Annotated in this window: 8 protein-coding genes and 1 pseudogene; 8 read left to right on the top strand and 1 reads right to left on the bottom strand. The window is 50.7% G+C overall.

Going from position 1 to position 14,654, the window contains the following annotated elements; genetic code table 11:
* Positions 1–107 precede the first annotated feature (107 nt).
* From clpP to yihA, 4 genes and pseudogenes are all read left to right on the top strand, one after another.
* Entirely contained in the window at positions 108–689 is a 582-nt protein-coding gene (gene clpP, locus HW447_RS03170; protein ID WP_176253885.1) for an ATP-dependent Clp endopeptidase proteolytic subunit ClpP, read from the top strand.
* Between the two features lie 38 nt (positions 690–727).
* Entirely contained in the window at positions 728–2,044 is a 1,317-nt protein-coding gene (clpX, locus tag HW447_RS03165) for an ATP-dependent Clp protease ATP-binding subunit ClpX (protein ID WP_176253884.1), read from the top strand.
* Positions 2,045–2,168: 124 nt separating this feature from the next.
* A pseudogene (gene lon, locus HW447_RS03160) lies at positions 2,169–4,485 on the top strand (endopeptidase La).
* Positions 4,482–5,084 carry a ribosome biogenesis GTP-binding protein YihA/YsxC gene (gene yihA, locus HW447_RS18365; RefSeq protein WP_176253883.1) on the top strand — a complete coding sequence of 201 codons (603 nt, stop codon included), beginning with the start codon at positions 4,482–4,484 and terminating at the stop codon, positions 5,082–5,084. The pseudogene lon and the gene yihA overlap by 4 nt, the downstream one beginning before the upstream one ends.
* A 97-nt stretch (positions 5,085–5,181) precedes the next feature.
* Here yihA and HW447_RS03150 read toward each other — a convergent pair whose 3' ends face one another.
* Entirely contained in the window at positions 5,182–5,700 is a 519-nt protein-coding gene (locus HW447_RS03150) for a DUF4364 family protein (RefSeq protein WP_176254045.1), read from the bottom strand.
* Between the two features lie 210 nt (positions 5,701–5,910).
* Between HW447_RS03150 and HW447_RS03145 the strand changes: the two genes are divergently transcribed.
* From HW447_RS03145 to HW447_RS03130, 4 genes are all read left to right on the top strand, one after another.
* The gene (locus HW447_RS03145) at positions 5,911–9,489 is read left to right on the top strand and encodes a DUF5717 family protein (protein ID WP_176253882.1); all 3,579 of its coding nucleotides are present in this window, start codon (positions 5,911–5,913) and stop codon (positions 9,487–9,489) included.
* 16 nt (positions 9,490–9,505) lie between these two features.
* The gene (locus tag HW447_RS03140) at positions 9,506–10,738 is read left to right on the top strand and encodes a DUF5716 family protein (RefSeq protein WP_176253881.1); all 1,233 of its coding nucleotides are present in this window, start codon (positions 9,506–9,508) and stop codon (positions 10,736–10,738) included.
* A complete protein-coding gene (locus HW447_RS03135; RefSeq protein ID WP_176253880.1) occupies positions 10,735–11,547 on the top strand; it encodes a hypothetical protein in 813 nt (270 codons plus the stop codon). Before HW447_RS03140 ends, HW447_RS03135 begins: the two co-directional genes overlap by 4 nt.
* A 457-nt stretch (positions 11,548–12,004) precedes the next feature.
* Complete coding sequence (locus tag HW447_RS03130) at positions 12,005–14,647, top strand: valine--tRNA ligase (RefSeq protein ID WP_176253879.1); 2,643 nt, start codon at positions 12,005–12,007, stop codon at positions 14,645–14,647.
* Positions 14,648–14,654: the final 7 nt, after the last annotated feature.

The raw sequence follows: 14,654 nt of genomic DNA, 5'->3' as shown, positions 1-14,654 counted from the left end.
GGGGGTTCCTCTTTTCGTGTGTCTGAAGGGCGCACAAAAGGGAGGAACTCCCTGGTTTCATTTAGAAAATAAGGAATTTTAATACAGAATTACAGGAGGATGGTTGCATGAGTTTAGTACCCTATGTCATTGAACAGACCAGCCGGGGAGAGCGTTCCTATGATATCTACTCCAGGCTTTTGAAGGAAAGGATCATATTCCTGGGCGAGGAGGTAAATGATACCTCCGCAAGCATTATCGTGGCGCAGCTTCTGTTTCTGGAGGCGGAGGATCCTTCCAAGGATATCCACCTTTACATCAACAGTCCGGGCGGTTCCGTGTCCGCAGGACTTGCCATTTATGATACCATGAAATACATTAAGTGCGACGTGTCCACCATTTGTATCGGCATGGCGGCCAGCATGGGCGCGTTCCTTCTTTCAGGCGGTGCAAAGGGCAAACGTTTTGCTCTGCCTAACTCCGAGATCATGATCCACCAGCCCTCCGGCGGAGCCAGAGGACAGGCGACGGAGATCAAGATCGTGGCTGAGAATATTTTAAAGACGAAGAAGAAGTTAAACGAGATTATGGCAGCCAATACAGGCAGGCCCATTGAGGAGATCGAGCGCGATACAGAGAGGGATAATTATATGTCCGCAGAGGAAGCCAGGGCTTACGGTCTGATCGACGAGATCCTCATGCATCACTGATAAGACTTAGGAGATAGGAAAGGGTAGGTTTAGTGAGTATGCCAATTAGACCAGATGACACGATCCGCTGCTCCTTCTGCGGAAGGACTCAGGATCAGGTACGAAAGATGATTGCCGGAACAGGCGATAACCATGTATTTATCTGCGATGAGTGTATCGAACTGTGCTCTGAGATCCTGGAGGAGGAACTAGCGGGAGACGCAGAGGGAAAAGAGGCTTCTGCCTTAAACGATATTCATCTGTTAAAGCCGAAGGAGATCAAGGCCTTTTTAGACGAGTATGTGATCGGCCAGGAGGAGGCAAAGAAGGTGCTGTCCGTGGCCGTATACAACCACTATAAGCGAGTGACCTCCTGTCAGCATATGGATGTGGATGTGCAAAAGAGCAATATCCTGATGATCGGCCCTACCGGCTCCGGAAAGACCTATCTTGCGCAGACCCTTGCAAAGATCCTCAATGTGCCCTTTGCCATTGCAGATGCAACGGCTCTTACAGAGGCCGGTTATGTAGGCGAAGACGTTGAAAATATCCTTTTAAAGCTGATCCAGGCGGCTGAGTATGATGTGAGCCGGGCAGAGTACGGCATTATTTATATCGATGAGATTGATAAGATCACCAAGAAGGCCGAAAATGTATCTATTACCCGCGATGTGTCCGGCGAGGGCGTACAGCAGGCACTTCTTAAGATTCTGGAGGGAACTGTTGCCAGTGTTCCTCCTCAGGGCGGAAGAAAGCATCCGCATCAGGAGCTGATCCAGATCGATACCACCAATATCCTCTTTATCTGCGGCGGGGCTTTTGATGGACTGGAGAAGATCGTGGAGCAGCGTATAAGCGCGGGCTCCATCGGCTTTAACGCAGAGGTAGTAGACCGAAACGCCATGAATATCGATGAGCTTTTGCGCAAGGTGGAACCCCAGGATCTGACCAGATTCGGCCTGATCCCGGAATTTATCGGCCGTGTGCCGGTTGAGGTGTCCTTAGAGCAGCTGACCAAGGAAGCGATGGTCCGTATCCTGTCCGAGCCGAAAAATGCGCTTACCAAGCAGTACCAGAAGCTGTTTGAACTCGACAATGTAAAGCTTGAATTTACACAGGAGGCCTTAGATGAAATCGCCAGACTTGCAGTGGAACGCAAGATTGGCGCCAGAGGTCTGCGGTCCATTCTGGAGGGAGCGATCATGGAACTGATGTATGAGATTCCTTCCGATGATTCCATTGGCATCTGCACGATCACAAAAGGTGTGATTGACAAGACCGGGCTGCCGGAACTTGTGTACAGGGATATGCAGCCTGCGTTGAAAAAAACGCTGTCCGAACGCCTCAGGGGAGGACGAAACGGTGAGATCGCCTGATGCTTTGAAGGCGAGTTTCCTGTCTGCAAGGATTTAAAACATAAGCAAGAACATTTCAAGGCCGCTGCAAACCAGATCCCTGCATTTGCAGCGGCCTTTTTTAAAGATACGAGGTGAAAAATACATGGAAGAACAAGTGATAACCATGCCGGTGGTAGCCTTAAGAGGGCTTACTATCCTGCCGGGAATGGTGCAGCATTTTGATGTAAGCAGGCCACGATCCGTAGCGGCAGTGGAGAAGGCTATGATGGGGGATCAGAAGCTGTTTTTAGTCAGCCAGAGACATCCGGAACTCCAGGATCCTGAACTGAAGGATCTGTATCAGGTAGGCACTGTGGCAGTAGTCAAGCAGTTAGTGAAGCTGCCGGGAAAGATGGTGCGGGTACTGACAGAGGGACTGGAACGGGGAGAACTTCTGGGATTCGACTCAGAGGATCCATTCTTTATGGGCGAGATCAGCCCTATGGCTCCTGAGCAGGAGGATGTAGAGCCCATGGCCAAAGAAGCCATGGTGCGGATTCTTCGGGATAAACTGGAAGAATATGGAAAAGTAAACCTGCGGGCTGCAAAGGAAATTCTGCCGTCCCTTCTGCTGATCGGCGATCTTGCCGAACTTTTGGATCAGATCGCCATCCAGCTGCCCTGGGATTATACCATGCGTCAGACGGTATTGGAGTGTACGGCGCTGTCTGCGCGGTATGAAACGGTGCTCCAGACTCTGATGACAGAGATGGAGGTATACCGGATTAAGAAGGAGTTTCAGGACAAGGTAAAGGCAGATATTGACCAGAACCAGAAGGACTATATCTTAAGGGAGCAGATGAAGGTCATCCGTCAGGAACTGGGAGAGGATAATTCTCTTTCTGATGCGGATGATTACCAGAAAAAAGCGGAAGGCTTAAAGGCAGATAAAGAGGTAAAGGAAAAGCTTTTAAAGGAAATCGGCCGTTTCCGCACCATGCCGGCGGGAAGCCAGGAGGCAAATGTGCTGCGGACGTATATTGAAACGCTTTTGGAGCTTCCCTGGAAGAAGGCTTCAAAGGATAATGACGATATACGCCACGCTGAGAAGGTATTAAACGAGGATCATTACGGTCTGGAAAAGGTGAAGGAACGTATTCTGGAGTATCTGGCTGTCCGCAGCCTGACTAAAAAGGGAACCTCCCCGATCATCTGTCTGGTGGGCCCTCCCGGAACGGGAAAAACCTCCATTGCTCGATCCGTGGCAAAAGCGCTGAACAAGAAATACGTCCGCATCAGTCTGGGCGGCGTCCGGGACGAGGCTGAAATCCGCGGACACAGAAAGACCTATGTGGGAGCCATGCCGGGCCGTCTGGCGGACGGACTGCGTCAGGCTGGCGTAAGCAATCCGCTGATGCTGCTGGATGAGATCGATAAGGTCAGCAGCGACTATAAGGGAGATACCTCTTCCGCTCTTTTGGAAGTTCTGGACGGCGAGCAGAATGTGCGGTTCAGAGATCACTATGTGGAGGTACCTCTGGATCTGTCCCAGGTGCTCTTTATCGCTACCGCCAATACCACACAGACCATTCCGGGGCCTCTGCTTGACCGTATGGAGCTGATCGAAGTAAACAGCTATACGGAAAATGAGAAGTTCCATATTGCGAAGGATTACCTTGTGGATAAGCAGCGGGAGAGAAACGGCCTTTCGGAGGGGCAGATTACATTTTCAGACAAGAGTCTGGAAAAGATCATTCATAACTACACCAGGGAGGCAGGAGTCCGCAGTCTGGAGCGCCGCATCGGAGACGTATGCCGCAAGGCGGCCAGAAAATACCTGGAGAATAAAAAGGCAGGCTGCATCCGCATTACAGATGGAAACCTTGAAAAATACCTCGGAAAAGAGCGGATCACCTTTGAGGACGTGAATGAAGAGGATGAGGTGGGCATTGTAAGAGGACTGGCCTGGACCAGCGCCGGAGGAGATACGCTGCAGATTGAGGTCAACGTAATGCCTGGAAAAGGCAGCCTTCTTATGACCGGACAGCTGGGGGATGTGATGAAGGAGTCTGCTCAGACTGCGCTGACCTATGTGCGTTCCGTATGCCCGGAGTATGGGCTGGCGGACGACTATTTTGAGAAGCATGACCTGCATATCCATATCCCGGAGGGCGCAGTGCCCAAGGACGGGCCTTCTGCCGGTATAACCATGGCTACTGCCATGCTGTCGGCGGTTACGGAAAAAAAGGTTCTTGCAAAGGTTGCCATGACAGGAGAGATTACCTTAAGAGGACGTGTTCTGCCCATCGGCGGTCTGAAAGAGAAGATACTGGCAGCCAGAATGGCCCATATTAAAAAGGTGCTTGTTCCTGAGAAGAACCGGCCTGATATAGGGGGAGCTGTCAAAGGAGATCACAAAGGGACTGGAGATCGTCTATGTGAAGAATATGGAGGCAGTGGTAAAGGAGGCATTTGCATGATCATTAAAACCGTAGATCTGGAGACTGTATGCGGCGTTACCAGCCGTCTGCCGGAAAACACCCTGCCGGAGTTTGCCTTTGCAGGCAAGTCCAATGTGGGAAAATCCTCTCTGATCAATGCGCTTATGAACCGCAAGGCTTATGCCAGAACCTCATCCCAGCCGGGAAAGACACAGACTATCAATTTTTACAATATCAACAAGGCTCTGTATTATGTGGATCTTCCGGGCTATGGCTATGCCAAGGTCTCCCTGGAGGCTAAGGCAAAATGGGGAAAGATGATTGAACGCTACCTTCAGAAATCCGCCATGCTTAAGATGGTATTCCTTCTGGTGGATATCCGTCACGAGCCATCGGCCAATGATAAGATGATGTACGACTGGGTGGTAAGCAACGGCTACCATCCGGTGATTATCGCTACGAAACTGGATAAACTCAAGCGGAGCCAGGTGCCAAAGGCGGTAAAGGTCATCCGCACGGGACTGGGGATGGAAAAGGAAGATATTCTGATTCCGTTTTCTGCCGAGACAAAGCAGGGGAGAGAGGAAATCTGGGAGCTGATTGAGCAGGCTGCGCAGGAAACGCCTTTGAATTCCTGAAAAGAAGAAAAATCGGAGGTTCCTTTGAGGTAAAAAAGGGCTGTCTCGCAAAGAGTCATGTGCAGAAAGCGCGCATGATTCCATGGGACAGCCCTTTTTATGACAGCAGCGTATGCATAATGTGGGAATACACCTCCTGGCTTTTGCTGCGCCAGGCACTGCAGATATCCTCGGCCTGTTCCTTATCGGGAACAGAGAGATCCAGGCGGATGAGTACGGCCTTGTTTTCCCGGACTTCGCAGTGGACGATATAGTCCTGGTTGGTGCCCTTATAGAAATCAGCCGTGGTGCCTACCTCTTCCCGGAGACGAAATTTGTTTTCCTTCAGATACTGGTCCATGTCGTCCACAATGGCGGGAGAGATGTTTTTGCCGAAAAAATTAAGGGTTTCCTCGCCTTCTCGGGTGATCTCGTAGCGTGTGCTGCTGTGGCTGGCCTCCTTGTGAACCAGTCCCGCCTCCTCCAGCTCATTTAACGCCTGCTGGAGGGTAAAGTAGGTGGTATATTCGTGTTCTGTAAAAAAACTGGTCAGCTGGGCATTGGTCAGAGGAAAATTAACCTGCTTTAGCATATACAGATTCATCAGTTTATATAAGGTCATAGGCTCTGTCAGCATATCTTGTACTCCATCCAATCAACAATTATCATTTCTTACCGTCTATCATATCAAGTTTAAGGGTTTAAATCAAGCGGCACTTGGGATCTGTGAAGCAAAGCTGCGGATAAAACACGGATCCTGGCGCAAAATTCTCTTTTAAATCAGGGGAAAATGTGTTATCATGAAACGTAAGTGAAAAGCATAAGAGGAAGACACAGGTGGTAGTGTATGAGAGAACGGATCAACCGTTTGGCCAGGGGCATCGTTGACGGCGGCGTACCGGGGCTGATGATAAAACCTGAGCGTGTAGAGAGCTCCCTGGGGGCCGGTCAGACGGCCAGGGGAGAATTTCTTGTGCAGAGTACGAATGATCTGCACATCAAAGGACTGGTCTATTCCAGCAATAAAAGAGTAAAAGCTGTCAATGAGGCCTTCGGCGGCCTTCGCAGCCATATCATATATGAGGTCGATACCCGCTATTTAGAGGATGGAGACGAAATCAAGGGATCTTTTTACCTGGTCACTAACGGTGGTGAGAGGGAGATTCCTTATTCTTTGCGTATTCAGACGGAAAACGGAGGGGAGGAACTGACCTCCCTAAAGACAGCCAGGGACTTTGCAAATCTTGCAAGGAGGAACGTGGAAACAGCGCTGCGCCTCTTTGAATACCAGGATTTTACAGAGGCGCCCTTTATGCAGGATGCGGAAGCCAGAACCATTTATGAGGGCTTGCGCGGAAGAAACGGAAGGAGAAATCTTCTGGAAGAATTTCTGGTGGCGCTCCGTGTGAAAGAGCCGGTGCGTATCCAGGCTGACCCCTCTCCAAGATATTACAGGGATCTGGAGGAGCCGGCAGGAGGAGAAATCGAGCTGGTTTTAAACGGCTGGGGCTATGGAGAAGCAAGGCTGATTCCTGAGGGAGATTTTATTTCCATGGAGGTACAGTCAGTGACAGACCGGGATTTTACAGATAACCGGTGCCGGGTTCCCTACCGTATTCTGTCCCAGGCTCTCCACGGAGGCAAAAACTTCGGCCGGATCCGGATTAAGACCCTCCGTCAGGAGTTTGTGATTCCCATAGAGGCAGAGGGAAAACGACGTGGGGATCCATACCGTGAGACGGTGGAGGATAAAAAGGGATTTCTTGAATATATGCAAATGCGTCTGGCCTATGAGCTGGGGACTCTTAAAGGAAAGGGAGCAGAGAGCGCTCTTTTGCAGGAGGCGGAAAAATTACGGATCCTTTATCCTTCTGATATGCGGGTGCGCCTTCTTCGGGCGGAGCATCTGTATGCCTGCGGACGCCGGGATGCGGCAGCTGCGGTTTTGGAGGAGCTTAAGGCTCAGGCGGCAGGAGAGCGGGAGCATACGCCGTGGATATACTGCTACCATGAGTATCTTTGTATTCTCGTGGAGCCTTCAGAAAGCAGGAGGGAGAGCCTGATTCGGACCTTAAAAAAACTTCTCTGGGAACAGAGAGGAGCGTCTCCATGGCTTCTGCTTTTGCTGATTCGTGCAGACGAGACCTGCTTACAGAACCCTCTGGATCTGTACCGCTCCATGGAAACCCTGTTTGCCAACGGCTGTAAAAGCCCCTTCCTCTACGGAAAAGCCTGCCGTCTGCTGACGGAACATCCGGTGCTTTTTGGAGGGATGGGGGAGTTTGAACTCCAGGTACTCAGCCTTGGGATCCGCGAGGGAATCCTGACCAGGGAAATCGCTTTAAAGGCGGCCGGTTTCATTTCCGGTATGAAACGCTACAGAAGGCTTGTATGGAAGCTTGGAAAAAATCTCTATGAAACGTATCCTGAGCGGGAACTGTTAGAGGCAGTCTGCGGGTTCCTGATCCGGGGAGAGCAAAAAAGCCGGGAAGCCTTTGAGTGGTATGAGAAGGCGCTGGAGGCTCATGTCAATATTACGCGGCTATATGAATATTTTCTGTATTCTCTGCCGGAGAGTTATGGGCGCCTGCTGCCCAAAGAGGTGCTTTTGTATTTTTCCTATGATAAGGCGCTGGATCGGGATCACAGATGTATCCTGTATCGGAATATTTTGCTGTACATGAATCCATCCTCGGAGCTGTACCAGTCTTATACAAGGGAAATGGAGCAGTTTGCCATGGAGCAGCTGTTTGCATCCCGAATCGACAGCCGTCTGGCGGTTATCTATGAACACATGATATTCCAGGATATGATTGATTCGCGGGCAGCGCGATTCCTTCCTGCGATTCTCTGCTCCAGGAGGATCATATGTGAGGATCCTCAGATGAAGTCAGTGATTGTCCGGTATGAGGAGCTAAAGGATGAGGAGACATTTGCCTTAGAACAGGGGGAGGCCTATGTTCCGGCCCGTTCCGCCCATATGGTGCTGCTTTTTCAGGATGCCTACGGAAACAGGTATCTGGATGTAAAGCACAGAAAGCATCCTGTCATGGATCGAAAAGAGCTGTTAGACCGCTGCAGCAGACTGGCTCCCGACCATCCTATGCTGATTCTGCGCGCCTGCTGCCAGGTTCTTAAGGAGGGCGTGCAAACCTGGGAGGATGCGGGAGTGCTGGAGAAAACGGCAGAGAATCTCCGTCTGAATCCCGTCTTTGAAAAGCAGATCCAGAAGAAGGCAACAGACTTTTACTGCCATATGGAGGCTGAGGATACAGATGGGCATAATTCCAGAAACTGTGCGTATCTGATTCAGATGGATAAGGAGCATTTAAGCGGGGCAGACAGGAAAAAGATCTGCGAAACACTCATCGGTCAAAACTGCCTGAGGGAGGCCTATGATATGATCGGCGCCTATAAAATAGGGGGCGTTGACCCGACGCTGCTCCTTAAACTGTGCAGCCGGATGATCCTGCAGCAGCTTTTTGACCAGGACGAACCGCTTTTAACTCTTTCCTACGAGGTTTTTCAGGCGGGAAAGGCAGACGGAGTGATCCTGGATTATCTCTGCGAGCATTTTAATGGTACAGTATCCCAGATGTATGAGATCCTCATAGCCGGTGTCATAGAGCATATCGAGACTTATGATCTGGAGGAGCGGCTGCTGGCCCAGATGCTCTTTACGGGGTGCTGTGACCGGATCGATTCTGTGTTTGACCTGTATATGAAACGCAAAAAGACCGGGGAAACCATTGTAAAGGCATATTTTACGGAAAAATGTATCCAGTATTTTCTGGAAGGCCGGCAGATGGATTCCAGGGTTTTTGACTACTTAAAAAATGCGGCTAAAATAAGTTTCCATAAAGAAAAGCTGCCCACGCTTTACCTGCTGGCCCTGACGAAATACTATGCCGGTATGGAAACCGTGGAGCCGCAGGAGAGAGAGCTCCTTTCTTCCATGACAAAGCTGCTTTTGGAGCAGGGGCTTATTTTCCCGTATACAAGAGATCTGTCCCGCCACATACCTGTCCCGGAGGATATTCTGGACAAGACCATGGTGGAGTACCACGGAGACAGAGACCATGCCCCCTGGATGGAGCTGCGCCTGCTGCCGGAGGAAAAGCAGTTTCACAGAGAGGAAATGCGCCGTGTGTATCAGGGGATCTACGTAAAGGAGATCGTGCTTTTTGAGGGAGAGACCTTAGAGTATCAGATCTATGAGCGCAGAGACCAGAAACGGGTGCTGGCCGCAGAGGGACGGCAAATCTGCGACCACAAACTGGAGGGCAGGGAGAACAGCCGGTTTGCCTGCTTAAATCGTATGGGAGCGGCATTAAATGAAAAAAATCAGGAAAAGCTTGCCGAGGCCATGGAGGATTACCTGAAACGGTCAGCCATGCTGGGAAGTTTATTTCCGTTGAAAGAATAGATGGAGGAAACAGCGGATGGATGGCCTTGTGATCGGTCTGGATCTGAATGACGATTATACTCAGATCAGCTGCTATGGAAATGAGATATCCTGGACGGTTCCTACGGTGATCTGCAGGAAAAAGGAAGAGGAAATCTGGCTTACAGGGGAGGACGCTTATGCAGCCACCCTGATTGGGGAGGGAGTGATTGTAGACAAGCTCCTTAAGATGGTAAAGAAGGAGGGCACAGCCACCATCGGAGGAATCTGTTATACAGGAGCGTCCCTTCTTAAGATTTTTTTAGAACGGATCCTGGAGTATCCCTTTAAGGAAAACGGGAAGAAGCGGGTAGCCCAGCTGGTGGTGACCATGCAGACAGCCGACGCCAGGGTAACGGATACGCTGATGTACTGTGCGGATGCCATGGAGATCCCCAGAGAGAGAGTCCATGTGATCAGCCATACGGAAAGCTTTGCATACTATGTTTTAAGTCAGAGAAAAGAACTTTGGTCTAATCAGGTAGGCCTTTTTGAACTGGCGGCTGATCGGCTCTGCTACTATGAGATGAAGGTTCAGAGGGGGATGCGCCGCAACATGGTTCAGGCAGAGGCCCAGGAGCAGGAGGAATCCTTTAATCTGGATATCCTGGATACGCTTTCAGGGCGGAAACTGGCAGATCAGATCCTCTCCTCCTGCGGGGAAAAACTGCTGAGCAAAAAGCTGTTTTCTACCGTGTTTCTGACGGGAAAGGGGTTTGAGCGGGCCGACTGTAAGGACTGGGCTGGAAGCTTTATGAATCTTGTCTGCAGCCACAGAAGAGTGTTCGTGGAAAAGGGATTGTTTGCAAGGGGCGCCGCCCTGAAGGGACAGGATTATATGAACCCGGTCACAGAGTATCCCTACATTTTTGTCTGTGAGGGACGCTTAAAGGCAGAGGTGGCTTTAAAGGTGATGAGAAACGGCAGGGAGGTTCTTTTAGCGGTGGCATCCTATGGGGACAACTGGTATGAATCAAAGAGTTCCCTGGAACTGATTCTGGAGGATGAAAAGGAAATTGAGTTTATCATTTCCCATCTGGATTCCAGAAAAAAGAAAATCGTGAAGGTACCTTTAACCGGGTTTCCCAATCGTCCGCCAAAGACTACGCGGATTGAGATGAATATTGGTTTTACAGATGAAAATACCATGGTGACGGTGATTCGGGACAAGGGCTTTGGAGAGCTGTTCCCGGCAGCGGGGGCTGTGGTGAGACAAGAGGTAAGCTTATGAGTCTGTTATTGTGCAGAAGGGAGTTTGTAAAGCATCCGTTTTACATTGAGATTCTGGGGATCTATATTTATTCATCCCAGGAACTGTGCTATGTGATCTGCAATCATCCGCTGCTTGTAATGGATGGCTTTGTGGATAAGGCCCTGTTTGGTTTTGTGAAAAATGAACTGGGTATGGGCGCCGTGGCCGGCCGGATGGAAAAGCTGTCAGAGACAGGCAGCCGCCCGGAGGAGGTGCTCTACCTATTTTTGGCAGAATGTGATTACTGTACGGAAAAGGACATCCACAAGTTCCGGCAGACAGCGGCTGCCTACCGGAGCCTTCCGCCCTCCAGATACGAGAAGGAGGCGGCGGATTACCTGTTTGGAAAGAAACAGTACGGCCGCGCGGCAGCCAGATATGAGAAACTGGTATCGGAGGCAGAGGAAAAAAAGGAAGAGGCCGTTTTTGTGGGGACGCTGTATGAGTGCCTGGGGGCAGCTTATGCACAGATGTTCCAGTTTCACCGCGCTTACCGTGCGTATGACAGGGCCTATGGCCTTAGCCATAGCCGGGACGTGTTAAAGCGCATTTTTTTCCTGAGCGTGATTGCACCTGAACTGGATGCCGCAGATACCTATAAAGGCCTTTTCAAGCCGGAGTTTACCGCTGCCTGGGAGGAAGAGCTGCGCCAGGCACGGACAAATGGGGAGCAGGTGGAGGCGGTCAGGACCTTAAGAGGTCTGATGAAGAAAAATCCCGACGGACGGATGGAAGGCGCTGCAAGGCTGGTAGGGCGCTGGAAGAAGGAGTACCGGATGATGGTGTAGGATTTTTAGCGGGATCGGGCTGAAAAATTTGCTTGACAAATGATGAAAAAATATTTATGCTTGATTGAAACAGTATATTAAATATAATGGCTGTGAAAAAGAGGAGTACGCGCCGTCAGCCAGCAGAGAGGACTGCCCGCAGGCTGAAAGGCAGTTCAGGAAGGATGACGCGGAAGGTAGCTTTTGAGCTGGAAGGGCCAACGGAGCAGATGAGATCTGCTTTCAGTAGCTTTTTCCGTATTCCCTGCGTTAAAGGGGCAAAAGATCGCCGATGGGAGCAGTGACGTTTCCGTCCGGCAGAATAAAAGGTGGTACCGCGAGATGATCGCCCTTTGCTTTTCCCATTGGGGAGAGGCAGAGGGCGTTTTTGTTGGCTCATGGGCCGTGAAACGCTGTCAGCGGGCAGATTTTACCGGCCAGAGGCGCAGGATATCCCAAAACCTAAAGGAGGACAACGATGAAGGAACTGGAAAAAACCTATGATCCGGCGGCCATTGAGGACCGTCTCTACGAAAAATGGCTGAAGGGAAAGTATTTCCATGCAGAAGTAAACCGAAGCAGGAAACCATTTACCATTGTGATGCCGCCGCCAAATATTACCGGCCAGCTGCACATGGGCCATGCCCTTGACAACACCATGCAGGATATCCTGATCCGGTATAAGAGGATGCAGGGATTTGAGGCTTTATGGCAGCCGGGAACAGACCATGCAGCCATTGCCACAGAGGTTAAGGTAATTGACAAGCTGAAAAAGGAAGGCGTGGAGAAGGAAACGCTGGGAAGAGAAGGCTTTTTAAAGGAATGCTGGAAGTGGAGAGAAGAGTACGGCACCCGGATCGTAAAGCAGCTTCATAAGCTTGGCTCATCTGCTGACTGGGACAGAGAGCGCTTTACCATGGACGAGGGCTGCTCCAATGCGGTTTTAGAGGTATTTGTAAAGCTTTACGAAAAGGGGTATATCTATAAGGGTTCCCGTATCATCAACTGGTGTCCCGTATGCCAGACTTCCATCTCGGATGCAGAGGTGGAGCATGAGGAACAGAACGGCTTCTTCTGGCACATCAAATATCCGGTTGCGGGAGAGCCGGGACGTTTCGTAGAGATCGCAACCACTCGCCCGGAGACTCTTCTGGGAGACACGGCCGTAGCGGTCAACCCGGATGATGAACGCTATAAGGATATTGTTGGAAAGATGTTAAAGCTGCCCCTGACAGACAGGGAGATCCCTGTAATTGCCGATGAGTATGTTGACAGGGAATTCGGAACCGGCTGCGTAAAGATCACACCCGCCCATGACCCCAATGACTTTGAGGTAGGAAAGCGCCACAGTCTGGAAGAGATCGTTATTTTAAATGATGACGCCACGGTCAATGTACCTGGGCCTTACTTCGGAATGGACCGCTATGAGGCCAGAAAGGCCATGGTAGCGGATCTGGATCAGCAGGGCCTGCTTGTAAAGGTAGTGCCGCATTCCCACAACGTGGGCACCCATGACCGCTGCAAGACTACCGTAGAGCCGATGGTAAAGCAGCAGTGGTTTGTGCGCATGGAGGAGATGGCGAAGCCGGCTGTAGAGGCCTTTAAGTCCGGCCGTTTGAAATTCGTACCGGAAAACTATGGAAAAACATATCTGCACTGGCTGGAAAATATCCGTGACTGGTGCATCTCCAGACAGCTGTGGTGGGGCCATCGGATTCCGGCCTATTACTGCCAGGACTGCGGGGAAACCGTAGTTTCAAAGACGGAGCCCGATACCTGCCCCGGCTGCGGCGGACACCATTTTAAGCAGGATGAGGATACTCTGGATACCTGGTTTTCTTCTGCCCTCTGGCCCTTCTCTACCCTTGGATGGCCGGAGCATACGGAGGATCTGGACTATTTTTATCCCACGGATGTGCTGGTAACAGGCTATGACATCATTTTCTTCTGGGTAATCCGCATGGTATTTTCCGGGCTGGAGCAGACGGGAAAAGAACCATTCCATACGGTAGTAATGCACGGCCTGGTACGTGATTCCCAGGGCCGCAAGATGAGCAAATCCCTTGGAAACGGCATCGATCCCTTAGAGGTCATCGAAAAGTACGGCGCTGACGCCCTGCGTATGACCCTGATGACGGGAAATGCTCCCGGCAACGATATGCGTTTTTACTGGGAGCGTGTGGAGAACAGCCGCAACTTTGCCAATAAGGTATGGAATGCTTCCCGCTTTATTATGATGAACATTGAGAAGGCTTCCGATCTGTCCAGTGTGACGGAAGAGAAGCTGACTCTGGCGGATAAGTGGATCCTGTCTAAGATCAATACGCTGTCTAAGGATGTGACGGAAAATCTCGATAAGTACGAGCTTGGCATTGCCCTTCAGAAGGTATATGATTTTATCTGGGAGGAATTCTGCGACTGGTACATCGAAATGGTAAAGCCAAGACTCTACAGCGAGGCTGACGATACCAAGGAGGCTGCTTTATGGACCTTAAAGCACGTGCTGATCCAGGCATTAAAGCTTCTCCATCCTTTTATGCCATTTATCACAGAGGAGATCTTCTGCAACCTGCAGGAGGAGGAAGAAACCATTATGCTGTCCTCATGGCCGCAGTATAAGGGAGAATGGAACTTTGAGGCAGAGGAGCAGGCGGTGGAAACCATTAAGGAGGCGGTAAGAGCCATCCGAAATGTGCGTACGTCCATGAACGTTCCGCCAAGCAGGAAGGCGACGGTTTACGTTGTATCTGAGGCTGAGGATATTCTTGGAGTATTTGAACGCAGCCGCAGCTTCTTTGCCGCCCTGGGCTATGCAGGCGAGGTGATCCTTCAAAGAGATAAGAGCGGTATCGATGAGGATGCCGTATCCGCAGTGATCCACAAAGCGGTGATCTATATACCCTTTGCGGAACTGGTGGATGTTGAGAAGGAGATTGAGCGCCTGAGAGCGGAAGAGAAGCGCTTAAACGGCGAGCTGGCCCGCTCAAACGGTATGCTTAACAATGAGAAATTCGTCAGCCGCGCTCCGGAGGCAAAAATCGCCGAGGAACGTGCAAAGCTGGAAAAATACACCCAGATGATGGAGCAGGTAAAGGCACGTCTGGCACAGCTTGTAAAATAAGAAAACC

Source organism: Enterocloster alcoholdehydrogenati (assembly GCF_013282095.1).
GTDB classification, from domain to species: domain Bacteria; phylum Bacillota; class Clostridia; order Lachnospirales; family Lachnospiraceae; genus Enterocloster; species Enterocloster alcoholdehydrogenati.
Note: the sequence above shows the minus strand (reverse complement) of the source record. Positions and strands in the feature narration are given on the sequence as shown.

What these genes read in the sequence shown, in the direction of transcription:
- HW447_RS03145 (WP_176253882.1), top strand. Translation starts at nt 5,911, where the DNA reads ATGAGAGAACGGATCAACCGTTTGGCCAGGGGCATCGTTGACGGCGGC.
- HW447_RS03140 (WP_176253881.1), top strand. Translation starts at nt 9,506, where the DNA reads ATGGATGGCCTTGTGATCGGTCTGGATCTGAATGACGATTATACTCAG.
- clpP (WP_176253885.1), top strand. Translation starts at nt 108, where the DNA reads ATGAGTTTAGTACCCTATGTCATTGAACAGACCAGCCGGGGAGAGCGT.
- HW447_RS03135 (WP_176253880.1), top strand. Translation starts at nt 10,735, where the DNA reads ATGAGTCTGTTATTGTGCAGAAGGGAGTTTGTAAAGCATCCGTTTTAC.
- clpX (WP_176253884.1), top strand. Translation starts at nt 728, where the DNA reads ATGCCAATTAGACCAGATGACACGATCCGCTGCTCCTTCTGCGGAAGG.
- yihA (WP_176253883.1), top strand. Translation starts at nt 4,482, where the DNA reads ATGATCATTAAAACCGTAGATCTGGAGACTGTATGCGGCGTTACCAGC.
- HW447_RS03130 (WP_176253879.1), top strand. Translation starts at nt 12,005, where the DNA reads ATGAAGGAACTGGAAAAAACCTATGATCCGGCGGCCATTGAGGACCGT.
- HW447_RS03150 (WP_176254045.1), bottom strand. Translation starts at nt 5,700, where the DNA reads ATGCTGACAGAGCCTATGACCTTATATAAACTGATGAATCTGTATATG.